General features: G+C 57.1%; 21 protein-coding genes and 1 pseudogene. 11 read left to right on the forward strand and 11 right to left on the reverse strand.

The window, feature by feature from the left end:
• The first annotated feature begins 577 nt into the window (after positions 1-577).
• The 3 genes from TY51_RS05405 to TY51_RS05415 are packed head-to-tail and all read left to right on the forward strand — an operon-like array spanning position 578 to position 3430.
• Positions 578-1963, forward strand: a complete 1386-nt coding sequence (locus TY51_RS05405) for a Mu transposase C-terminal domain-containing protein (protein WP_255351384.1) — start codon at positions 578-580, stop codon at positions 1961-1963.
• A 1-nt stretch (position 1964) separates the two neighbouring features.
• On the forward strand, positions 1965-2843 hold the full coding sequence (locus TY51_RS05410) for a TniB family NTP-binding protein (protein ID WP_042246892.1): 879 nt from the start codon (positions 1965-1967) through the stop codon (positions 2841-2843).
• Positions 2840-3430, forward strand: a complete 591-nt coding sequence (locus TY51_RS05415) for a TniQ family protein (RefSeq protein ID WP_231558916.1) — start codon at positions 2840-2842, stop codon at positions 3428-3430. The genes TY51_RS05410 and TY51_RS05415 overlap by 4 nt, the downstream gene beginning before the upstream one ends.
• A gap of 511 nt (positions 3431-3941) precedes the next feature.
• Here the strand turns inward: TY51_RS05415 and TY51_RS05420 are convergent.
• Positions 3942-4808, reverse strand: coding sequence for a YsnF/AvaK domain-containing protein (locus TY51_RS05420; RefSeq protein ID WP_042246894.1), 867 nt, complete (start codon positions 4806-4808; stop codon positions 3942-3944).
• On the reverse strand, positions 4798-5241 hold the full coding sequence (locus TY51_RS05425) for a YsnF/AvaK domain-containing protein (RefSeq protein WP_042246897.1): 444 nt from the start codon (positions 5239-5241) through the stop codon (positions 4798-4800). The genes TY51_RS05420 and TY51_RS05425 overlap by 11 nt, the downstream gene beginning before the upstream one ends.
• Positions 5242-5582: 341 nt before the next feature.
• On the opposite strand from TY51_RS05425, the gene TY51_RS05430 reads away from it, so the two are divergent.
• Positions 5583-6086, forward strand: a complete 504-nt coding sequence (locus TY51_RS05430; RefSeq protein WP_081994722.1) for an MgtC/SapB family protein — start codon at positions 5583-5585, stop codon at positions 6084-6086.
• An 84-nt stretch (positions 6087-6170) separates the two neighbouring features.
• Here the strand turns inward: TY51_RS05430 and TY51_RS05435 are convergent, their stop codons facing one another.
• The gene (locus tag TY51_RS05435) at positions 6171-7142 is read right to left on the reverse strand and encodes a glycosyltransferase family A protein (protein WP_042246903.1); all 972 of its coding nucleotides are present in this window, start codon (positions 7140-7142) and stop codon (positions 6171-6173) included.
• 183 nt (positions 7143-7325) lie between these two features.
• Between TY51_RS05435 and TY51_RS21695 the strand changes: the two genes are divergently transcribed.
• Positions 7326-8315, forward strand: a complete 990-nt coding sequence (locus TY51_RS21695; protein ID WP_156117893.1) for a hypothetical protein — start codon at positions 7326-7328, stop codon at positions 8313-8315.
• Between the two features lie 37 nt (positions 8316-8352).
• Here the strand turns inward: TY51_RS21695 and TY51_RS05440 are convergent, their stop codons facing one another.
• From TY51_RS05440 to TY51_RS20110, 6 genes are all read right to left on the reverse strand, one after another.
• On the reverse strand, positions 8353-9405 hold the full coding sequence (locus TY51_RS05440; RefSeq protein WP_197054652.1) for a hypothetical protein: 1053 nt from the start codon (positions 9403-9405) through the stop codon (positions 8353-8355).
• A gap of 77 nt (positions 9406-9482) precedes the next feature.
• Positions 9483-10640 (reverse strand): hypothetical protein, encoded by a 1158-nt coding sequence (locus TY51_RS21700; protein WP_156117895.1) that lies wholly within the window; start codon positions 10638-10640, stop codon positions 9483-9485.
• 726 nt (positions 10641-11366) lie between these two features.
• Positions 11367-12359 carry a Hint domain-containing protein gene (locus TY51_RS05450; protein WP_042246909.1) on the reverse strand — a complete coding sequence of 331 codons (993 nt, stop codon included), beginning with the start codon at positions 12357-12359 and terminating at the stop codon, positions 11367-11369.
• A gap of 412 nt (positions 12360-12771) precedes the next feature.
• Positions 12772-12996 (reverse strand): transposase, encoded by a 225-nt coding sequence (locus TY51_RS05455; RefSeq protein ID WP_231558917.1) that lies wholly within the window; start codon positions 12994-12996, stop codon positions 12772-12774.
• Between the two features lie 172 nt (positions 12997-13168).
• Entirely contained in the window at positions 13169-13513 is a 345-nt protein-coding gene (locus TY51_RS05460) for a response regulator (protein ID WP_042246912.1), read from the reverse strand.
• Position 13514: 1 nt separating this feature from the next.
• A complete protein-coding gene (locus TY51_RS20110; RefSeq protein WP_052649830.1) occupies positions 13515-15011 on the reverse strand; it encodes a sensor histidine kinase in 1497 nt (498 codons plus the stop codon).
• Positions 15012-15556: 545 nt separating this feature from the next.
• On the opposite strand from TY51_RS20110, the gene TY51_RS20115 reads away from it, so the two are divergent.
• The 6 genes from TY51_RS20115 to TY51_RS05500 all read left to right on the forward strand — a co-directional run bounded on the left by TY51_RS20115 (position 15557) and on the right by TY51_RS05500 (position 21317).
• The gene (locus TY51_RS20115; protein ID WP_052649832.1) at positions 15557-16642 is read left to right on the forward strand and encodes an HWE histidine kinase domain-containing protein; all 1086 of its coding nucleotides are present in this window, start codon (positions 15557-15559) and stop codon (positions 16640-16642) included.
• Between the two features lie 106 nt (positions 16643-16748).
• Positions 16749-17252 carry an MgtC/SapB family protein gene (locus TY51_RS05480; RefSeq protein WP_081994723.1) on the forward strand — a complete coding sequence of 168 codons (504 nt, stop codon included), beginning with the start codon at positions 16749-16751 and terminating at the stop codon, positions 17250-17252.
• A gap of 874 nt (positions 17253-18126) precedes the next feature.
• Positions 18127-19440, forward strand: coding sequence for an NAD(+) synthase (nadE, locus tag TY51_RS05485; RefSeq protein WP_231558919.1), 1314 nt, complete (start codon positions 18127-18129; stop codon positions 19438-19440).
• Positions 19441-19451: 11 nt separating this feature from the next.
• On the forward strand, positions 19452-19682 hold the full coding sequence (locus tag TY51_RS23945) for a CinA family protein (RefSeq protein ID WP_255351385.1): 231 nt from the start codon (positions 19452-19454) through the stop codon (positions 19680-19682).
• 26 nt (positions 19683-19708) lie between these two features.
• The gene (locus TY51_RS05490; RefSeq protein ID WP_042246917.1) at positions 19709-19915 is read left to right on the forward strand and encodes a cold-shock protein; all 207 of its coding nucleotides are present in this window, start codon (positions 19709-19711) and stop codon (positions 19913-19915) included.
• 547 nt (positions 19916-20462) lie between these two features.
• The gene (locus TY51_RS05500) at positions 20463-21317 is read left to right on the forward strand and encodes an SDR family oxidoreductase (RefSeq protein ID WP_042246920.1); all 855 of its coding nucleotides are present in this window, start codon (positions 20463-20465) and stop codon (positions 21315-21317) included.
• Positions 21318-21646: 329 nt separating this feature from the next.
• Here TY51_RS05500 and TY51_RS05505 read toward each other — a convergent pair whose 3' ends face one another.
• Positions 21647-22408 carry a sulfurtransferase gene (locus TY51_RS05505; protein WP_042246922.1) on the reverse strand — a complete coding sequence of 254 codons (762 nt, stop codon included), beginning with the start codon at positions 22406-22408 and terminating at the stop codon, positions 21647-21649.
• A 46-nt stretch (positions 22409-22454) separates the two neighbouring features.
• Positions 22455-22655, reverse strand: a pseudogene (locus TY51_RS22485) (chromate transporter); the annotation flags it as partial.

The raw sequence follows: 22655 nt of genomic DNA on the forward strand, positions 1-22655 counted from the left end.
ATGCTGACCGGGCAGGGGCGGTATCGGATGTGGCGCGCGGCGATTTGACGTTGCAGCGATGTGCCTCGCCTTTTGGGCTCCCGCTCCGCTACGCGGGCAGATCTCTGTCCGAAAAGAGATCTGGAGGTGTGTCCATGGTCGTCGCTAGCAACAAGCTGATGCGTTTCTTTTAGACGCTCAGCTGTCGCGTAGCCCTTAAATGCGGCATACGAAAGTTAACAAAATCAACGGCTCGGCTTTGCCATTAAATACGGTATCTTGCCTTTAAATCCGGCATTCTTGCCGCTAAAGCTGACACAGGGTGCTCGGGGTTGGACGGTTGGCGGCGATGGAAGGTAATAACGAATACTGTGACGATGCTGGTGCTGAGGCGCTGCGCCGGGCATCGGTCCTTCGACCGCTTGTACAGGCATATCTCAATCGTACCGGGAGCTTGCAAAGCGGTATACGTGATGCAGTCTGGGAGCTTGGCGTCAGTAAGACTACAGTTTGGCGCTGGATCCGACGGCTTGCGGAAGAAGGTGGCCGGACAAGTGCTCTTGCTCCCCGCAAACGCGGCCGACCCATAGGGTCGGTCATGGTGCCCGGTGATGTCGAAGGGATCATCGAGGACCATTTGACTCGGCATTACCTTCGGCGAGAACGCCCCAGCCTGGCGCGAGTTGTGACAGAAATCCGCAGTGCCTGCCTTGAGCGTAGGCTTCAGCCCCCGACGCGCCGTACCATTCAGCGACGGCTTGATGCAATGGACGCCCGAGAAGTCATGAAAGCGCGCAAGGGCGCAACAGCAGCGCGCCAGAAGTTTGCGCCGGTGACGGGAAGGAACAGATCAGAACGACCGCTGGAGGTTGTGCAAATCGATCACACACAAGCGGACATCATCCTTGTCGACAGTTTCGAGCGCAAGTCCATCGGCCGGCCTTGGGTGACCTTGGCGATCGACATCGCCACGCGCATGGTGACGGGATACCACGTCAGCTTTGAAGCGCCGTCTCGCCTTTCTGTGGCCTTGTGCCTCACGCGGGCCGTCGCCCCCAAAGCAGAGTTTCTGGCTGACCTCGAGTGTAATGTCCCGTGGCCTGCGCAGGGCAAGCCGGACAGCATTCATGTCGACAATGGCCGCGACTTTCGATCCCGTGCCTTTCAATCGGCATGTGCGGAATGGGGGATCAATTTGGTCTATCGCCCGCCGGGAAGCCCTCATTTTGGTGGGCATGTTGAGCGGCTGATCGGGACCATGATGGGCGCGGTCCATCTCCTGCCGGGAACAACTCAGTCGTCGGTCGCGGCCAAGGGCGGCTATGACGCGGAAGCCATGGCGGCGATGACCTTGCGAGAATTTGATCGGTGGTTTGCGTTGGAAATCTGCCGTTACAACAACAGCATTCATTCGAGCCTTAATTGCACGCCCGTTGCCAAGTGGGACGCGCTCGCCGGGGAAATGTCCGGCGACATCCCCTTCGACATGGAGGCGTTTCGGGTAAGTTTCTTGCCAAGTGAGCAGCGGCAGGTGCGTCGTGACGGCATCCATCTGTTCGACCTGCGCTACTGGTCCGACACCCTCGCGGGCTATGTCGGTCGCCGGGCCGGAAAGGTAGTCGTCCGCTACGATCCCCGCGACCTCTCGTCCGTCTGGATCGAATTGGACGGCGGCAGGTGTGTCGAGGCACGGTACCGCAACCTGGAAATCCCGCCGGTGTCGCTCTGGGAATACCGCGAGGCCATGCAAAAGGCACGAGCCATGGGGAAAGTGGGCACCAATGAATTGGTCCTCGCCGAATTGATCCGGCAGCAACGCCAGATCGAGAGTGAAAGCCGCGCTCTGACCAAGACAGAGCGCCGATCTCGTGAAAGGAATTCTTCGATGAAGGGTCCGGCTGCCGATGATCGGGCGTCAGAGGGGCTGCGACCGGTCGACACGGGTGATACATCGCGCCCCATGTTCAAAGTGGAGCGCTGGTGAATTGAGGGCAGAAACAATAGAAGACGACCGTATCGCCCTCATTCAATCGGACATGTGGATCGGCTTTCCGCGGGCGGAACAAGTGCTGGACCGGCTGCAAGGCCTCATCGAGATGCCACCGCAGACTCGAATGCCGGGCCTTCTCGTTCATGGGGCCTCTGGCATCGGCAAGACGATGATCGCCCGCAATCTGTCGCGCAGGTACGCGCCGGAATACGATCCGGAATCAGGTATCACGCGCACTGCGCTGCTTCTTTTGCAAGCACCACCAGCGCCGGACGAGCGGCGGTTCTATATGCACATCCTCGCTGCCGTCGGCGCTCCGTCATCGGCGCTAAGCTTGCGGGCTCAAAGTGTCGCCTCGCTTGAGGTTCGCGTCGTTGGCCTTCTTCGCGACCTCGGGCTTCGGATGATCATGATCGACGAGGTCCACAACCTCCTTGCGGGAACCCATCGCGAACAACGCCGCTTTCTGAATGTTCTGCGTTATCTCAGCAATGAACTCGAGGCATCACTGGTTTGTTTTGGAGTCAGCGAAGCGGTCGATGCCATTCGCGGCGATGTCCAACTCGCGCGACGCCTGGACGAACACCACCTGCCAAACTGGCGCGACGATGCCGAGTTCTCGGACATGATCCAGACCCTAATCGCGGCCATGCCGCTCGCTAAGAAGTCCAATCTGAAGGTTAAATCGCTCAAACAGATACTGGCGCTGACCGGCGGGGTGACCTCGCGCATCTTTTCTCTGGTCAAGGACCTATCCATCGAAGCGATCGTTACCGGCCAGGAATGCGTCACCGACGACGCCGTCGCTAAATGGACACCGGTTTGGTCGCGCCATGCAAATACCCAACGGCGGCTAGAGAAGGCCAGAGCTTGAAGCAGCGACCGCTGCCTAAAACTGTCACGCCTCTTGCAGATGAATTGCTTTCTGGGTGGCTAACGCGACTGGCCGTCACCAATCATTGTGAGGTCGACGAACTTTTGGCGCATATCGGAATCGAGACGCGACAGGTCGCCATGATGGATTTTGACGTCGAGGTGGATGCGACCACTGCAGAAAAGATATCGATTGCGGCCCGCGTTGCCGCTGAAACTGTTCAATCCCTTACCTTTGGGACAATGACTCAAACCGAAGCCCTCATGACGGCACAGGTCGCGTTCCAGTCGTGTCCCGACTGCTCTCGGCGTGGCATAGCGCTCAAACAATGGCGGAAGTTATGGGCATTCGACTGCCAGATCTGCGGCACTCGGCTCCTTTCGATCCTCATCAAGCCTGATCGCAGCCGAATATCCGAAAAGCTGGTGCGTCGTGCCCGAAGCGGGGCAGGGCTGATCAAAAGCGCGGTAGCGTCCAACTGCACCAAAAAACTTCGACGTGCCATGCGGGCGGCCACCTATGCCAAGCGCTCAAGTCCGTTCGCGCGGATACGGCTTTTGCCCTCCAAAGTCCCAGTCCTGACGTAAGACTCTTCTGCCTTGCCGCCATCGCCGCAGCTCAGTCTCGTCCACTGGTCAAGGCGGCACTGTTCAGCACCGGCCTCGATGGCTCCGCAAGAATTGCCTTGCTTCGTGCGTTTGAAGAAGAACCCCGTCTTCTTGCAGCAGTTGACCGGATTGCAATGCATAACAGGAAAGAACTCCGCCGAGATGGCGTCTGAATGTCATATTTAAGGACAACAAGCGCTGCGCAACGCGCCGTGTGCCGCATTTAAGGGCAACGCGACACCTGAGATCCGAGTTTATTACCGCAAAATAATCTACTTGCTATTCATGCCAGGACCAAGGTGCCTGTTCCAGATTCATCATCAGTTGCAGCGCAGAAAACTTAACTTTATGCCGTCTGCGCAGGATAGTATTACGCTTCTCAGGAATATTCGTTTGAAGCACTCCTCAAATCCATTGATAGGCCATATTAATATCTAGGCCGCACCCTTTTTAGAATGCGACCCAAACAGGTTAGACGATGATATCTGGCTCAGCGGGTCGAGCGGGGGGTGTCGGACCGTTCGTCGTCGATCTCGACTTCCGTATGACGGACGCTGTCGGTCACCGTTTCCTGACGCGTATCGCTGGTTTTGCGCAGGCTTACTTCCTCGACGATACGCGCCTCTTTTGAGACGACCGCCTCCTCGACATACTCCTCGGCTTCGACTGTCCGGTCCTGGAAAGCGGTGTCGGCATCAGTGACGGCCCGATCAACCAGGAGCCGTTCCAACGCGACGCGATCCTCACGCAAGTTTACCGTTTCACTCACAGGTTCCTCGACAGTGTAGGCCCGAACGCGAACGCGACCATGACTGGTGTCTCGCTTGCCGACGCGCAGCCGCTCCTCGACGATCGGTATGCTCTTGTCATCAACCTGAGCGGACGTATCGGCATAGTTCCCGTCCGCCCCGACGGCTGACCCGACGGTTCTGGCTCCGGTCGCATGGGGACTGACCTCATAGCCACCCCAGCCTTCTGACCGCCAGCTCTCCTCGCGCTCCGCCAAATCGACAGTGCCCTCGTCGTCTAGGATGTCGAGAACCTGATCGTAGTGTGCGGCCGTCAGGCCCGTCACGGTAACAAGAACCCCACCGCGCGACAGCCCCTCAGCATAGGTGTAGCGGTCTTCGTCGGGAAAGAAGAAATCGCCGAGGCTATCCCAGAATCCCTTGTCTTCGGTCGTCGAGGTTCTCTGCTCAGTAGACTGGGTCGCACCCTCGACTGTTCTGATCTGCGTGCGCGATATCCCGAGCGCTTCAAGCCGCGATACGGCGTTCTGGGCATCGGCATTCGTATCGAACATGGCGGAGACGGACATACTTCCGCTGGAGGTACCGGCGTCATTGTCATAGGTCATCGTGAGTTTCCTCTTTGCTGATGATTTGACCCTCAGTCTGAGGGCCGAGATTGTCGATCACGGCGCGCTGACGCCGGATGGTGACCGGAATGTCGGAGGTTTCCCGGTGTTCAGTGCGGCGGACATGGATCTCTTCACGCAGCACGAGCTGTCGCGTGATGACGATCCGCTCCTCGACCACGGGAATGATCGTCAGATCCCCTTCGGTCACGATATCAGGGACAACGTCGATATCTCGCTCGATAGGGACCCGGACCACATCTATCTCGACGTCAGAGAAATTGACGGGAACAACGCTGTCCACCGTCTCGGTGACTGTCGAGACCCTGACCCGGTCGGTCACCTTCTTCCGCTTCGTGACCGTCAGTTGCTCTTCCATGAGCGGGACGGTCTGCTCGGCTTCGTCCTGGTCCTGGTTGTGGTCAGACGTCATCACATTCCTCCGTGATGATCGACAACCTTGCCGTCCACGGCTCGTTCCAGCTTCAAGAGGGCAATATAAGTTAGTCTCCACGACTGACGTGCCGCGTCTTATGAGACTGCAGCGGTCCAACTTGTCGTGGAATGCAGCCAACGGACCATTCGTATCAGGCAATCTGGAGAGCGTACGCCGACTTGGAAGTCAGAGCGGAGATAAAGCTTTAAAGTCCATAATCCTAAACGGCTCGAGAGGTCTCCTCCCTAGGTTTCACATGCCCATAATGCTTACTTGGCATGCCTCATCGTGGTCGTTACGCAAGTGTCATGAACATATCAGCCTGGGAAGAGACGGCCATGGGCGAAGAGATATGGCTTACTGTTCGTAGTGAATTTGCAGACGTCCCGGATCTATCGACGTTATCGCGGATCACTGTGCGCCTGTTGCTTGCAGCCGTACTCGGAGGAGTTCTTGGATATGAGCGAGAACTGAAGGGTCGAAGTGCAGGCGTTCGTACACACATGCTGGTTGCGGTGGGCTCGGCGCTGTTCGTTCTGGGGCCTTTGCAACGCGAGATGGAAATCGGGGACCTGTCACGCGTCCTGCAAGGCATCGTGCAGGGTATTGGGTTCATAGGGGCAGGGGCGATCATGGTACGCTCGACAAGGCACCAGATCGAGGGGCTCACGACAGCGGCAAACATCTGGGCCACGGCGGGTATAGGCGTCATGGCGGGTCTTGGTCTGGAAGCGACCGCTGTTCTGTCGGCAATCATAGTTCTAATCATCCTCGCCGCGGTACCAGTCGTTCTCCCAAAATCAGCTGCGTCGCATGGTGATGAAAAGACCAATGACCGATGACATACGAGAAGATTTGTATTTCGTCATAGGTGCATAAGACAGGAATAAGGTGCTTAAACTCCTTAGGCCAAGCGCAAGTTACCCCTATTCGATCAGTAGACGGCCGATCCGGGATGCGGCAGCAGGCCTGCGCGCGGAAAACTTGTCGGCAAGAATGCCCCGGACCACGGGGGCAAAGGTCATTGGATCGCAGCAGGCCGAAAGGATAGCTCTGGCCCGGCCAACCTTCGCGCGCTGGTCCAGAAACTCGCGCAAGAGAAAGCGCTGGCGCAATTCGTCGGCAATTGCCGCCAAGGCGGCATGGGTAGTGTCATCCATCCCGTCCACTGCGAGATGCGCCAGCGCGGCCGTGTACAGCGCCTGCAAATCAGCCGTCTGATGACGCGAACTCAGCGAATCCTCTCGCCAGCGCGCGGCATAGCCGACTTCGGTTGAAACGCAGAACCGTGCACCTTGCTGCAGCATCCGTACATAAAGGTCGTAATCCTCTCCTAGGCGCATGGTCTCGTCGTAGCACAATCCTTGGTCCCGCAGGAACGCGCGACGCATTAGGGGTTTCAGAAAGCCCAGTTCTTTACGGCTGGTACCGCGCGGCGAATGGTTGGCACGCACGAAGCTAGCCAGGTCGATGTCGATCACCTGGGGGTTGACTGGCGGCGTCGGAGGCAGATTGCCTGGGCCCGCGTGCTCGGCAACGAACAGGATGTTGTCGGCCATCATATCGACATCGGGAACTGCCAGCAGCCGGGTAAAGCGTCCGGGCAAGATGAAATCGTCGGCATCCAGAACCGCCACGAAATCGCCCGTAGCCATCTCCACTGCCCGGTTGCGCGCTGCGGCGGGTCCGATATTGACAGCGCACTGGCTGATCGTCAGGCGGTCATCGCCCCGTCCGGCTGCCTCGGCTGCCGCCGCCGTGTCGTCGTCGGAGGCGTCGTCAATGACGATCACCTCGGCTGTCTCAGCGTCAACTAGGGCTGTGCTGACCGCGTCCGCGATGGTCGCAACTGCGTCACGAGCAGTGATGATTACCGAAACGGAGGCAGATGCATTCATGGGTATTCACCATTGAAAATCGCAAAGAGAATTATGGACATCATAGCGAAAGATTAACCGCATCGCCGTGTAAGTCTGCTGGTAAATTTGGGCACTCTCGTTAAAATCACTAAAGATATACCACATTTCATCGCAGGCTAAATATACATATCAGCGGTAGTACACAAAACACGGAGGTTCAGGATGGCTACTGGCACGGCGGTAATCTATCACTATTTCGAGAAAGATAGTGTGTATCGTGACAACCTAACCTATTTTTTATCTACCGCTATACACGCACAGGCAGAATATTACATCATCATTTCTGGTGAGTGCTCCCTGACCCTTCCCCATTTTGATAACGTAAAGTACATATACACAGAAAATCTAAACAACGATTTTGGAGGATATGCAACATATATCAAAAACCACTTTGAGGATCTCCATGATTTTTATATTTTCGTCAATTCATCTGTAAGGGGGCCTTTTACGCCCCCTTACCTGTCCCGATCCTGGACTGAAATATTTACCTCCAAACTAAGAGGAAATGTCCATTTGGTGGGTGCTTCCATAAATATTCTTCCCGAATGCTCAGATTTCAAGAATCAGTATAATGAAATGTTCTTGTCCGAATGCAATAGATCGCATGTACAGACGACATCATATGCGCTGACACGAGAGGCACTAAACCATCTTGTAAAAATTGATTTTTACAAATCCGATGAGACTTACAATAAGTTCGACGTGATACTTGCCTATGAACTCCGTTTATCAAATGAGATTTTCAGAAAAGGCTGGAGCTTTGACTCGATTTTGCCCGTATACAGCCGTTTCAACTGTGAAGACAGTGCAATCATGTTCAAGAATCCGACGGCGAAAGAGGGTGACGTTCTATGGCGGTCGGCATTCTTTGGACGAAGTCTTTCACCTTTAGAGGTCGTTTTTGTGAAGACGAACCGGGATATGATAGACGAGACAGATCTCGCATCGTTCACGTTCACCGGAATTCACGATAGGGCTTTAACCGCAAACTGGCATGCTGCCGCAGATCTTCTCCAGCGCAGCTATCTTCAATCTTCCAAACCAAAAGATATTTCTAATGACAAGAAACCGGCAGCACGGCTGTTTAAAATTGCCAAGAATTTAAAGAGACAATTTACAAAGCGATATGTGGAAGGTGGAAAGAACTTTTAGGTTTCTATCCTGAGGTGCCAGCAGCGGACGGTGAAGATTAGCTGAGGCGTTCGCGGGCTACACCAGTTTGCGGCAAACGACGGACAACGTCGCGCACGATGCGCTGGACCTGCATTGCCGCTTCGGCGCCAAAGCTGACAGCGCGAGTGCCGTCTGCGCGCAGAAGCTGGTAAGGAAGGCCAACCGGGCTTTTATGATGGATGACCGTGAAATGGATCAAGGCGATGACATAGGCGCCCAGATCATTCAAATGGATCATATCCTGACCCCCCGCCTCATCTCGGGCGAACAACTCCTCACGTGAAGTCACTCCAGGAAGTTCACCGATCTCGGCCGCACGTGCAACTGCGGCAATTGTCTGACCTCCGGGTATGACAAAAAATTCCCCTGTGCGATGGTCAGTTTCCGCAGGGGCAATGATCCGGCCCTGCCAATAAGCTTTCAGGTCATTATCGATCCGCTCCAGCCATCCATCAGGATCGTCAAGCGAATGCCACGTCTCATAGAGATAAATGCGGATGGTTGGATTACGTTGGCGGGCAAGTGCCGCCCACTCGGCTAACCATCGGGGACTATCGAACCAGTTTATGGCATCGCGGATCTCAACCATCTCAGTCATCACCAGGACGTCGATACCGGGTGCTGATAACGCTTGACGCGCAGGGACCAGCTCACGATCCCCGCTCGCGTAAAGCTTGTATCCTGCCAAGGCATCGCCTTCGGTCCAGTGGGCTTTGAGTGTCGTACCCCAGCCAATCTGGCTTGCATAACTGTTCCCACCGAGTTGCGCCAACATATGCGGAATATCTGGGCCGACGAGGCTATGTCCTAGATGGAAAATAGAACCGATGCGGTCCGGGGCGGATAATACGGACCGCGGTTTGAGCACCATCTCTTGAGGCAATTTAGTGCGCTGATGGTGATGCCAACCGAACGCGGCGGCCATCGCTCCGCCCACGCCTAGCACCATCGCATTCACCATGGACCTGCGGTTCATACCGTTCTCAGATTCAGTTCTGTGGGCCTCCGGTCTAGCACGGAAGAAAATAGAGAACATCACCTGGGCGCTTTTGAAGTGCAGAATTTGCACGCACGTTCGATCCCAACCCGAAGGATCACTAGGGCAATCCGTGTGTCAGAACCGTCGTCCGGTGCCAGTCTTGGCCGTCAGATTCTCCCCAAAGGGTCACCGTGGAGTGCAGGATCGAAAGCTCTATCGCTATTAGCCATGCCGCCCAAGCCGGCCGCCTCCTCCGACTTTACCACCTCCCATGCGACGCGTTTGAGATAGGCATCCAGTTCTGGCGCAATGATGTCAGGGGATGGCACATAGTTGAGGGCCCGCGCGTCAATCTGATACAGCATCGTGAACACAAGCAACGACCCCGCATACTCCCCAACAGGATTGAGATGAATGTCATCCTGGAACAGATCACCTATCTCTGTCAGACCCGGAGCAACAGAGCCTAGCAGGTCGTCATGGATGCGCGCCATCCAGGCGTGACCCGGTATGATCCAGACACGCCATTCCGGAGAAAGAGCCTTGTGGTTCTGATGCATCTTCCACGTCGCATAATCCGCAAGATACCGGAAGCTGCGGCCATATTCCGGTAGGCAAGCACGAAAGTTGCCAAGATCTGCCCATTCCGGCCGATCGGACAAACCGTTCAAACTGGGCCAGATGGACCATAGGATAACCTCAGCTCCCTTGCCTCCGTCACCGCGCGCCAGCGCGTTCTCGGAAAACAGCATCAGATGTGTCAGCGTATCGATCATGCCCTCGGACGCCTGCTCCGAAACGCGCGGTGGAGGGCCTCCTTCGGTAATTGTCAGCGACTGGAATGCGTCAATGTTGGTTCGAGCCAGCAGATCCCGGCGCTCCCACCGAATAGACATTGGCGATCCTGGAACCGTATCCTGAGCATGCGTACGCCGATCGACCCATGCAGGTTCACCAAACTCTCCGATAAAGATATTGGCGAGGTTTCCCGGCCAACCTTCTATACCGGAATTGACATAAGTGTCGGTTAAGCTGTGGCCGCTATGAACATGGAAATCCGACGCGATTGATGGGTGCCGAAGGCCCGATGACGACAGAACCTCCTCAGCCACCCGGACTATAACACTGACATCAGAACCGCCGGCGTCAAAGTTGCTGACCCGCCGCCAGCCAGTAGGGATAATTTCAAGAGCGGGAACTACAAGCAAATGCCCCGGCGGATAGTCCGACGTCGGGCGCTCAAACGCTGTATCAACAAGGCTAATGCGCTGGCTGACGTTCCTACTGCGCAAGATCAACGAGTTTTTTTCGATACGCTTTGTCACCTTGTCATCCTTCGATGCTAAGTTGCAGCATTGAACCTGCCAATGCCCAGCTGGTCAACGCATCAGGCCAGGTCAACGATAGATAGAAAGCGGTTCCCGTTTGATTTCCAATCATCTATCGCCATCGGCTGCGATCATCGAGGGTGAGATCACATGCTACAAGGTCACTGGAGATCAGCTATCTACGGCCGCAAGTTGCAGACTAATGGTCCCCGGAACCTCGTATTATTCGCCGGGGCTATCGAACAAGAAAATATTGTACTGAGTTCTGCGAAAATCTACCTGGAACTTTGCACATTCCTTATAGTGTGTTTGCCGGAAACTTGGAGGTTCACCGGAAACATGCCTATCAAATGACACTGGTCTCACCACTTCAATTTTAGAGTACTCAGCGTGATGCAAAAATGTTGCCCCAATAACCAGACATTGACATTACGATGCCATCCCGGATCTAAGTCTGTTGTGGCATCTAAGAAACTGTGTCTTGTGGCCACATTTGAACCAATATCGCGAACCGGGACACTTCCCGATCCTGCATCTTGCTCGGAGATCCTGACATGAGGTTCGCAGCCTGTTACTTGATTTGGACCGTGTTTTGGGTCTGGTCTTGGTACTGGGTTGGGTTTTGGTCGTGGAATGGGAACTGGGTCGGATTCGGTTAATAAGAACTCTCAAGGAATAATGGCTTATATGCAGCATGGCACTGTTCGCATAGGTGTACAGCTATTACACTTTACCCATATGTTTATCGTGACTATGTATTGCCGTTGCCGCCGCGCCCACACGCTGCGCCTGACGCAGCAGTTCACCACGTCGCCATTCGTCATGGGTCAGTCGCGTCGATGCACCGTGATGTGCGCACAGGGCAGGGGGGTGATCCCAAAGGCCGAGGGAATAGGGTGTCATCAGCAGGCTCTCGACCCGGTTGCGGGCGGTCAGGATAACTGAGTGCACTGGCAACAGGATGTGATGATAGTAAATCGGGCCGTGATCGGGCCGCAGCGCGGCACGCCCGGCCTCCGCAAGGTGCTTTGCCTTCGCCCACCGCCCGTGCCAGAGGATTCTGTGCAGGGGAGAGAACAGCTCCCCGTTCAAATCGACGGGCCAGTCCTGCGGGGTCTTGCCGGGACAGTGTCGCCGGTCCGTCCACAGCACGGGCTGGCGCCCGTCGGCGGTCAGGATCGCGTCGCCCACCCGGACATCCCGGACCGGGATCACGCCTGCACGGGCGACATCGACAAGCACGTCCGGCCCAAAGCAGGGCGCCACCAGGGGACGGGACAGCGCGGGGGCGATATCATAGGCGCCGTTGCCCACGGGGAATGTCTGCGGCAGCGTCGCGAACGAATTGTCACCATTCGTGATCATGATCGGCCCGATCCAGGGCGACCCCGGTGCAGGCTGCATCACCGACGTGTTGATCCGGGCATAATCGTCCCCAAGGCCCGAGAGATCGCTCTGGATGTTGGCGGTCTGGCCGGGGTTCATCGGCCGGTACTCGGCGACCTGCTTGCCCGTTCCGTCAAAGACCTTCAGCCCGGTGATCCCGCTTCTGCCGGTCAGCTCCGTCCCCGTGTCGTTGATGGCGGTGATCTCGATCCGGTGGTCCTTGGCCCAGATCTGGCGGCCCCATTGCACCGTCGCCGTGCCTTGGGAGGAGTTGGTGCCGACGGCGGGATCGACGATCAGTTGATCGCCTCGAATGCTGAACGTGATCACGGGAAGCTCCTTTCACAGGGGTTTCCCGACCGTACGGATCTGCATTTTCTGCAAGGTTAACGCGACCCGCGATGGGCGTCGCTTTGTGCATTCGTGGTTTATCGATGACGAATTTGATGCAGCGGCTGAAGGTTCTTCCGGTCAATGCACCCAGTTTGAGCGAGGACGTTTCTGTCGCTTAAAGCGGACTGGCGTGATGAAGAAACGTCGGTAGCGTCGTGGGCTATGAGCGCTAGAAGTAACCTTAAAAATTGTAATTTCTTGACTGCACAACGCGCAAATTGTGCGTGCTAAAGCCTGATCATCCTCCTCATCAGCCGGGTGATCAGATGCCGTCCGACAGCGACCTCAGTGCGAACAACACCGTCCAGCCGACCGCGGGGCAATGGAAGTTCACGGTCCCGCTGTTATCCTACATGGGCCGATCCAAGATCTCGACCGGAAGGAAACGGACCGTATCCGGATCCGCCGAAGCGTCCGGCGCATAGCGCGGGTCGCGAAGCCACGTGAATATCAGGTTGGCATTCATCGAATAGCGACGAGCCACCTGCGCAACCGAGACACCAGGCGGTGACGTCTGCACACAGATGCGCCGCTTCTCCTCGTCCGTCCAAAGCCGCTTCGTCCGACCCGCCATCACGCACCCACAGTGTCCACTATCCCGTAGTGGGCACTATCAATCACACTCTACGCGGGGCAGTGCAGCGACGCCGGACGCTTACTGTTTTTAAACATGGGCGATCGACCATGTGTAGAAACATGATCGTCGTTGTGTGCCAATGCAAGTAACGATACCACTGCCCGTGACCTCAGCTTTCAAGCTGCAGAAGGTGACGAGACAGGTCGTTGAGGTCATAAGGTTTCTGGAGAACAGGAAAATCGCTGAATGCGGCGATGAGGCCTGCTTTCCCGTAGCCACTTGCGAACATGAAGGGGATGCCAAGGCTGGCAAGCTTCTCTGCTACGGGGAAAGACACTTTGCCGGCGAGATTAATGTCGAGGACGGCCATGTCGAATGTTTCCTCGGCGACGGCTTGCAGAGCAGCGTCGACCCGCATGACTGGCCCAACGGGCTCGTGCCCAAGATCGACAAGCATGTCTTCAAGAAGCATCGCCACCAGCATTTCATCTTCGACAATCAGAACGCGTGCCATGCTATGCCATCTCATCCAGAGCTGGTTCTTCACGCATTGCAGCGTGGGTACTCGTCAAGGTGAAGATAACCCCGTTCGGATGGAAATCAATGACTGCGCTGCCTTGAAGCTCGCGCGGCAGGATACACTCCAGCAGTCGGCTGCCGAAGCCTTGTTCAGGCGCAGGATGCACTGGTGGCCCGCCTTGCTCGCTCCAGGATAGGACGAATGCATCACAGGCTTCTAGAGACCACATCACTGAAACCCTGCCTCGGGCGGCTGAAAGTGCCCCGTATCTGGTGGCATTTGCCGCCAGTTCATGAACAGCCAGGGCAATGGACATTGCCGCATGTGGGCCGATCTGCAGCGCAGGCCCTTCCATGGAAACAGCGTTCCGATCGGAGTCCTGGAACGGTGCCAGCACACTGCCGATAACGGTCCCAAGATCGGCCTTCTCCCAATTTTCTGCTGTCAGGACATTATGTGCGCGTGAGATGGCTAGGATCCGGGAGGAGATCATCTTTGCAGCGTCATCATTGGAAGCCGTCGTACGAAGCGTTTGCCGGACGATCGACTGCACCGACGACAGCGTGCTCTTCAGCCTGTGGTTCAACTCGTTGATCAACAGCTGACGATGCCTTTCCGCCCGGACGCGCTCGGTCACATCCGATCCCTGAACGAAGATATGCTCGACCTTATCTTTCTGGCCGCGGATCGGCTGATAGACGAAGTCTACGAAGCGCTCCTCCATCTGGGCGCTATCAGACCAGCGTAGCAGGACACGTTCGGAGGTCCGGGTGACGGCCTCTCCCGTGGCAGAAACATGGTCCAATAGGGATAGAAAGCCTTGGGCGCCCATTTCCGGTAGAGCTTCCCTCACGGACATCCCGACGACGTCCCGGCCTCCGACAAGCCTGCGGTACTCAGGATTGACCATAACGAACTTATGGTCTGCGCCACTAAGCATAGCCATGAAAGTCGGCGCCTGTACAAACAGGCTTTGAAGCCTTTCGAACTCCTGCTGGTTGCGCTTTTCAGCCATTACACGGTCAGTCGTCTCCACAACTACGGCCACGACGCCCGCCGGACGCCCGTGTTCATCAGGGATCGGCGAGTAATCGAGGTTCATCCAGACCTGCTCTGGATAACCGTTCCGATGGAGGGTCAATTCCTGATCTCGATAGGCTAGAGTGCCACCCGCCAAGCCGACATTCATCACGTGATCATTGAAGTCGGCCACCTCTGCCCACCCCTCGCGAACGTTGGATCCAAGCAGGCCGGGATGGCGGTGGCCCGCGAACACGGAGTAAGCGTCGTTGTAGATCATCACCCCATCCTTACCCCAAAGCATCACGATTGGGACGGGAGAGTGGATAATCAGCGCGACGGCGGTCTTGAGGCTTTGTGGCCAGGTTTCTGGGTGCCCAAGAGACGTTGCGGACCACGCGAAGCCTCTGATCAGAGATGCGACCGGACCATGGTGACCGAGAAACGCAAAGACATCCGGCTCATATGACATCAGCGACAGTCTCTTGAACGTGCATACTCTTTGAGCGACGTCATAACAGTGCGACTGCACCAAGGACAGATGGATGCCGAAGTTTCATCCGAAGTCAACGTCGAGGCGTAGCCATGGAATGCTGCTTTAGCAAGCGGATGGCTTGTTCGACTTTCACATCTATCAGCCTGTTCAGGAACTCCTGTCGATCCCGAGCAGAGCACTTCTCTACAGAGTAGTGGAGTTTGCCGGGTTGCCGTCGCGCTCGCTTGACGGTTGGGGTCGGCACAGCATCCTTTGCGATAGTTGCCATGGGGAACCTCGGTATTGTCGTGGCGTAAGAACGCATCGACGTAGTGCGGGTTCCAATCGGCAGTCCGGCGTTCTCCATTATGACCAACGTGAGCAAAAACCTGCCGATTCATGAGGAAAGCCTGTCGAAAGCTCTCCATTATCAATGTTTATCAATACCCTGTCGGGTCGACGCGGCAGCTGCATGCGCATAAATTACTCCGAATTCGAGGGTTATCCGATGACCGCGGGATGACCGAAAACAGGGGACTGCAGTGAGCGAGTTTCGATCCGATCTCGACATCATCTCCTCCATTCCAGCTGTCTCGTCGATCCTCGAGGTGGTCTGCCAGATGACCGGGATGGGGTTCGCCGCCGTAGCCCGGGTGACCGAAAGCCGCTGGATCGCCTGCGCCACCAAGGACCAAATAGGCTTCGGACTTGCTCTGGGCGGTGCGCTGCCTGTGGCAACCATCATCTGCCAGGAGATCCAACAGGCGCGGACTCCGGTGATCATCGAGAACGTCCTGACGGATGCACTCTATCGACACCACCAGACGCCCCTGATGTACGGCTTTCAGAGCTATGTGTCATTTCCCATCCATCTGCCGAGCGGAGAGTTCTTTGGTACCCTCTGTGCGATCGATCCTGCTCCCAGAGCCCTGAAGTCTTCTCAGATCGTCCGGACGCTGACGCTGTTCGCTGAATTGATCGGGCAACATCTCGATGCCGCGCGACAGCTTGCCCAGACCCAACGACTGCTGGACGAGCGGCGGGATTGGGAACGGCAGCAGCGGGTGGTTCAAAGGGAGATGATCCATCGGCTTAAGAACACCCTGACCATTGTCCAGTCTGTCGTTACCCAGACCCTCAGGAGCGCGGCATCATTGGACGAAGCGGCCCAAGTCGTTTCCGATCGCATTCAGGCCTTGACGCGGGCACAGGACATCCTCACCGAGCATCGGTGGGAGACTGCGGACATTCGGGAGGTGGTCGCGGCAGCTATTGCGCCTCACACCGATGGGGGCCATCGGTTCATGATCATGGGTGACAGTGTGGACCTGACCGCGCAACAAAGCATGGGACTGGCACTGGCTCTCCACGAGTTGTCGACGAATGCCACGAAATATGGTGCGCTGTCGAACGAGCATGGGACTGTCAAAATTTCTTGGCAAGTGGACCAGAGCAAGGCATTTTCGTTCAGCTGGGTTGAGGCAGGCGGACCACCGGTCACACCGCCCTTGAGAAAAGGCTTCGGATCTCGCCTGACGGAACGTGTCGTGCCGTCCTACTTTGATGGCAAGGCGAGGCTTGATCACGCGCCTGCCGGTGTTCGTTACGAGCTTAGAGGGGTTCTATGAGGCACCCGATCAGCACAGAATGACCGGCCCCGAATAGAAAGCTCCTTCAACTGGAGGTTTTTGGCAGCCGCTCATTGCGGACTGCCGCGCTGATCGGGAGGCCACCATGGCGGAAGAAATCTGGCTCACGATCGTCAGTGAGTTCTCCGACGTTCCTGACATATCGACGCTGACGCGCATCACGGTTCGCCTCGGACTCGCGGCTGTGCTTGGGGGTATCCTCGGCTATGAGCGCGAGCGCAAAGGAAGAAGCGCAGGCGTTCGCACGCACATGCTGGTAGCCGTAGGAGCCGCCCTCTTTGTGCTGGGTCCGATGCAGAGTGGCATGGAGATCGATGATATGTCTCGCGTCCTGCAGGGCATCATTCAGGGCATCGGGTTTCTTGGTGCAGGAGCCATCATGGTTCGCTCCACCCGACGTCAGATCGAAGGTCTGACGACTGCCGCCAACATATGGGCAACGGCGGGCATCGGGATCATGGCGGGCCTGGGGCTTGAGGCCACTGCCGTCATGTCGGCGATGATCGTGCTGACTATCCTCGCGGCGGTTCCTGTCCTCCTACCAAAGCCAGTGGCCACAGATCCCGGAGATGGTCAGCCCAGAACTTGATCCGCTCGCTGATGCACAAGATCGCAAAAGAGCTTGCCGCCACTGAATATGGCTGGAATGGTCTATCTGCCAGGAACAAATCCCGACTGTACCTGTTCTGGACCGGCTGGCCGCTGCGCTCATCATATCGCTCAGCCGAGTGTCACTGTGCGATCTGGAGCGCTTGCTTAGAAGCAGAGTAAGGGAGTCCGGATGTCGAAATGAGCCTGATGACGCTTGTGCATGTTCCATTTTCGAGATCGACCCGGATCCTCTGGCTGCTCGAGGAGATCGGGTGTCCCTACCGCTTGAAGCGCGCATCGCGCCCTCGAACCCTGCACGCAGCCCTTCATCCGCCATGCTCTCCAACCTTGCATGATGGCGAGATGACCATGCATGAGACAGGTGCGATGGCTGAGTGGCTCTGCGAAACGCGTGCGCCTCATTTATGGCGTGCCCCCGGTGCTGCCGGACGCGTGGGATGGTTGGATTGGCTGCATTACGCAGAAACCTTGCTTCAGCCCGTTGCGGCGAGATCCGAGGCCGGCGCAATGGACCGTCTGTCCGCGGCACTTCGGTTGCTCGAAAATTCGCTCACTGACTCGGAATGGCTTCTGAGTGAGTTTTCCGGAGTCGACTGCCAGGTTGGCTGGTCTTTGTGGCTTGCGGCACGGGTTTGCCCCCTGAACGATCATCCCGCCCTGAAAGCATATCTCGAGCGATGCAGGGGCGTCCGGCATTCCAAGCCGCAATCCGACCCGCGGCAGCCTAAGCTGGTGGTTCAAATGGAAACCAGTGTTAAGCGACCTGGCTTGGAGCGATGAAACAGATACTGGATCGGGAACAATCGGGCCACCCAGCAGGTATACAGCATACCAATCAATAATGGTGTATCATGCTGGAAAGCGAAATCCTGAACCTGTCGCGGCAAGACCAAGCCGGCGGACTATCGCCCTGGTTCTCACGCAATTTTTCCAATCAGGTGGAGCAGGGTCTCTTCCTATCAGGCTCCAAACTGCAGGACGTGCAGGATCAGTTGGTCGGTCAGCTGCATGACTATCGCGAGCAAACCGGGGTTGGAACGGCGGTCCTCGGAATGTCCGGCGGGGTCGACTCGGCGCTGACAGCCGCGCTGTTCAAGGCAGCAGGATGGCGGGTCATCGGCCTGAACCTGCCCATTCATCAGGTACAGGAGGAAACCAAACGCGGGGTCGATGCCTGCAGAGCTTTGGACCTTGAGCATTTTCATTTGGATCTCTCTGAAGAATACGACCGCATGGTGCTGGCCATGGCGGATCTCGATGCAGCCATCGCTTCCGGTGATGATGAGGGAGTTCGCACCCGACGCGGCAATCTGCGTGCCCGCTTGCGTATGATGACGCTTTACGATCAGGCCCACAGATTTGGAGGGCTTGTCGCCAGCACGGACAACTTTTCGGAGCTAGGCGCTGGCTTCTGGACGCTGCATGGCGATGTGGGTGATCTGGCACCGGTGCAGGGGTTGCTCAAATCATGGGAGGTTCCGTGGCTTGCCCGGAACATCGGCGTGCCGGAGCACACATGGCGGGCCAAGCCAACCGACGGGCTGGGGATCGGAGCCGGTGACGAGGCCCAGATCGGCGCGACCTATCTCGAATGGGACATCGCGGTCTTCGCTTTGGATCAAGCCTGGCATGACAATCCGGATGTGACGGTGTCGGATATGCATCGGCTCCTGAATACCCAGGGCGATCAGCACGCGCAGAAAGTTGTAGCCACGGTTCTGACAAGGCTGGGGCGGACCTGGTTCAAGCGCATCAATCCGATCAATCTTTCCCATCCACAATCCGATCGGCTGGCTCTCATCGGCACGCTTGACGAGGGGCTGTTCCGCCCCGCCATCCTGAAAGGTCAGACCGCGGACCTTCACTTTCCAGTCGATCTGCACGCAGCCGCAAACAGGCTTTGCAAGCAACTGGTTCAACGTGGCTGTCGGGTGGTTACGGCTGAATCCTGCACCGGGGGTCTGTTAGCCGCGAGTATCGCCAGAGTGTCCGGCAGTTCCTCTGCCTTGGAAGGGAGTTTCCTCACCTATACCCCGTCAATGAAGGTGGCGGCGCTTGGCGTGTCCCCCCGTCTGATCAAAGAAAAGACGGTTTATGACCCAAAGGTGGCGGAGCAGATGGCCACGGGCGCTTGGACGCAACGCCTGAAGCTGAACTGGCCCTAGCGATAACGGGTGTGGGCGGCCCTGATGACGACCAAGGCAAACCAGCAGGATATGTCTGCATCGCAGCCTGCCTGCGGGGAGACATACCTCTCGTAAAGGAGTTTCAGTTCTCTGGTGCGCCGCAGGTTGTGCTGGCAACGGCAATCCGTGTCGCGTTGGAAATGGGGATATCGGCTCTCGGCAACAAGTATGGCAGTGGTGCCAATGAGGACCGATTCGATATCGTCCGGCAAAAACCTTAACAGCGTAATGCTTCAAGGAGAAGAAGATGGCGACTGGAACGGTAAAATGGTTCAACGAGACGAAAGGCTTTGGTTTTATTGCGCTTGATAACGAAAACAAAGATATCTTCGTACATATCTCTGCCGTTGAGCGAGCGGGTCTTCGGACGCTTTCGGATGGACAGAAACTCTACTTCGATATCGAGACCGGCCGGGACAGACGCGAAAGCGCTGTGAACCTTTCCTTGGGCTAATCTGAGGATCACTAGGCTTGAGACCCATTGATTATACGTCCTTTGCGTGATTCAGGCCGCCGCAAGGACACCTGATCAGAACAACTTGTTCTGTCTGACGGAAGCGCAGATGACGCGCCTTCGCGCATGAGCCTTCGCCAACGATACAGCAGGTGGGATGCAACGCAATTGCGGCTTGCAAAGATGGAAATGCCGGCCTGATCCTCCAGCCCTCGGGGGCTTACGTGGCCCCGCCGGGGCCATGGTCCTCCTCGACTTCGATGATCCGCAGCTTCTCGGCGGCGGTCAAGCGGCGCCGACCACCGCCATTGGCGATGATTTTAATCTCAGACATAAGCAAGGGCTCAGGCATATGCCTAAGCTCCATGGCTATGCCCAAGTATCCGGTCGAAACAGGGGCCAGTTCATGACGTCAGGTTGATACCGTAGGCAGGGATTGATTTGGATCGTTCTACCTTGAAATGTAGGCCGCAGTGTCCGGAACCTGTCTTTCTCCGTGGCAGTTAATGAACAACACAAAACCATCCCGCCACTGAAGGACCGCCCCATGACCAACGCCCAGAAGATCCCGGCGCAACATCAGGATGCAATGCCCGCTGACGAGCACAAGATGAACCCCGCCCCTGATTACATGCCGCGTCACCCCGGCGTGGGCAAACTCAAGGGCAAGGTCGCAATGATCACCGGTGGCGACAGCGGCATCGGGCGTGCCGTTTCGGTGCTATTTGCCCGCGAGGGGGCCAAGGTGGCCATCGCCTACCTCGAAGAGCACAAGGACGCCGAGGAAACCAAGCGCTTGGTCGAGACGGAGGGTGCCGAGGCGCTGCTGATCCCTGGAGATTTGGGCGTGAAGGCCCATGCCTTTGATACGGTCGCGCGGACGGTGGAGGCCTTTGGCCAGTTGGACATCCTGATCAACAACGCCGCGATGCAATGGCCCGATGAAGATCTGACGGAACTGTCCGAAGAACGTCTGCGCCGCACAATGGACAGCAACGTGATGTCGTATTTCTTCTGCACGCAGGCCGCCCTGCCGCACCTGAAGGAAGGCGGCTGCATCGTGAACACCACCTCGGTTAACGCCTTCAAGGGCAACGACAGCTTGATCGCCTATTCCACCACGCGTGGTGCATCGCTGGCCTTCAGTCGGTCGTTGGCGTCGAACCTTCTGGACAAAGGCATCCGCGTGAACGCCGTGGCCCCAGGCCCGATCTGGACACCCTTTATCCCTGGCTCGATGCCCGCCGACAAGGTCGAAGACTTTGGCTCCCAAGCCCCCATGGGCCGCGCCGGTCAACCGTGGGAGGTGGCGACGGCTTTCCTGTTCCTCGCCTCCTCGGACGGCAGCTACTTCACCGGCCAGACCCTGCATCCCAACGGCGGCATGATCGTCGGCGCTTGAGGTGGTGGCAGTGGAGGCACAGAGATGATCTGCCACGGGACTTTCATCCACCTTCGTTCATTGTCCGTCATAGCTTGGGGACGGACAATGAAGAGAACGAGATTTATAGGCGAGCAGATCATAGGCTGATTAGGTAAACGTATGTGTTTGATACACGTTCGTAAGAAAATGCTACATAACATAGCTTATTGTTGCTCAATATGGAGGGGAAGTGGGTTCATTGGATTGAGCGCCAAGTTATCCACATTTTCCGGGGATGCTTCTGGGGGCATCCAGAGATTAAGCAATGAGAACAACCTTGCTATGCTAAGAAATTCGCTGCGGTAGAGCTACTCTAAGGAGCAGCTTTCATCCGCAGCCCAGTCCCCGAAGCTGAGATAGTAGACCCTGATATCCTCCTGCCCCGCGGTGAGTGCGGCCAAGGCTGCCAGGGCTGCGCGTCCGCCGCCTTGACAGTGTGTGACGACAGGAACGCCGCGGCGGACCCCTGCATCAGCCATCATCTGCACTAATTCGGCTGCCGGTCGCAGATGCCGCCCGTCTAGCAAATCGCGATGATCGAGATGCGCGGCGCCGCGCAGATGGCCCCCACGCTTGTTCCCCTTCAGATCTTCGCCGCTGAACTCGGCAGCGGTCCGGGCATCAAAAATCTGGACGGATGGCAAGGCTGTCTTCAGCTCCTGCCGCCCGATGAGGCCGACTGCCCCCGCGCCCGGGCGAAGGTCGGGTGCGGAGGTGCCTGGCATCGCCTGCGCGGGAGGCGTCCCAAGGTCCGGCAGGCCCCCGTTCAGCACCGCGGCCGGAAGCCCGAAATACTGCAGGATGAACCAAACCCGGGCGGCCTCGGTCATGCTGCCGTCGTCCAGGACCACGGTCAGGGCATCCTGCGTCAGGCCCAATTGTGCAATCTGGTCCTGCCAATAGGCGAGGTCATCAAACCCCGTGTCGCTTTGCTTGGCCGTGGCAACCCAGATCCGGATCGGCACAACCGTCATGCCCGTGGGACGTTCCTCTGCTGTGGGGACGTAAAGCAGACGAAACAGACCCATATCGGCCAGCTGAGGCGCGGTGACGATGGGCGAATTGATCATAGGCTTATGTCCTTTTTCAGAATGCCCGTCAGCAGATCAGGCGTCATCAAGCGATCCCGGCAAGTCGCAGGGCCAGCCCGGCCAGCGCGCAGATCGCCAACACCGTAACCGCGCCCAGTTTGAAGCGGAACACCGCCACGATGGCGACGGTGACCAGCGCCAGTGCGGCCACGTCCAGCGTGGACCAAACCGGCCAGTCCAGGTCCAGCCCCATCGCGGTGACAGGGCGCAGCTGGCCGAACAGCAC

Origin of the sequence: Paracoccus sp. PAMC 22219 (assembly GCF_000787695.1) — a bacterium.
Taxonomy (GTDB): Bacteria; Pseudomonadota; Alphaproteobacteria; order Rhodobacterales; family Rhodobacteraceae; genus Paracoccus.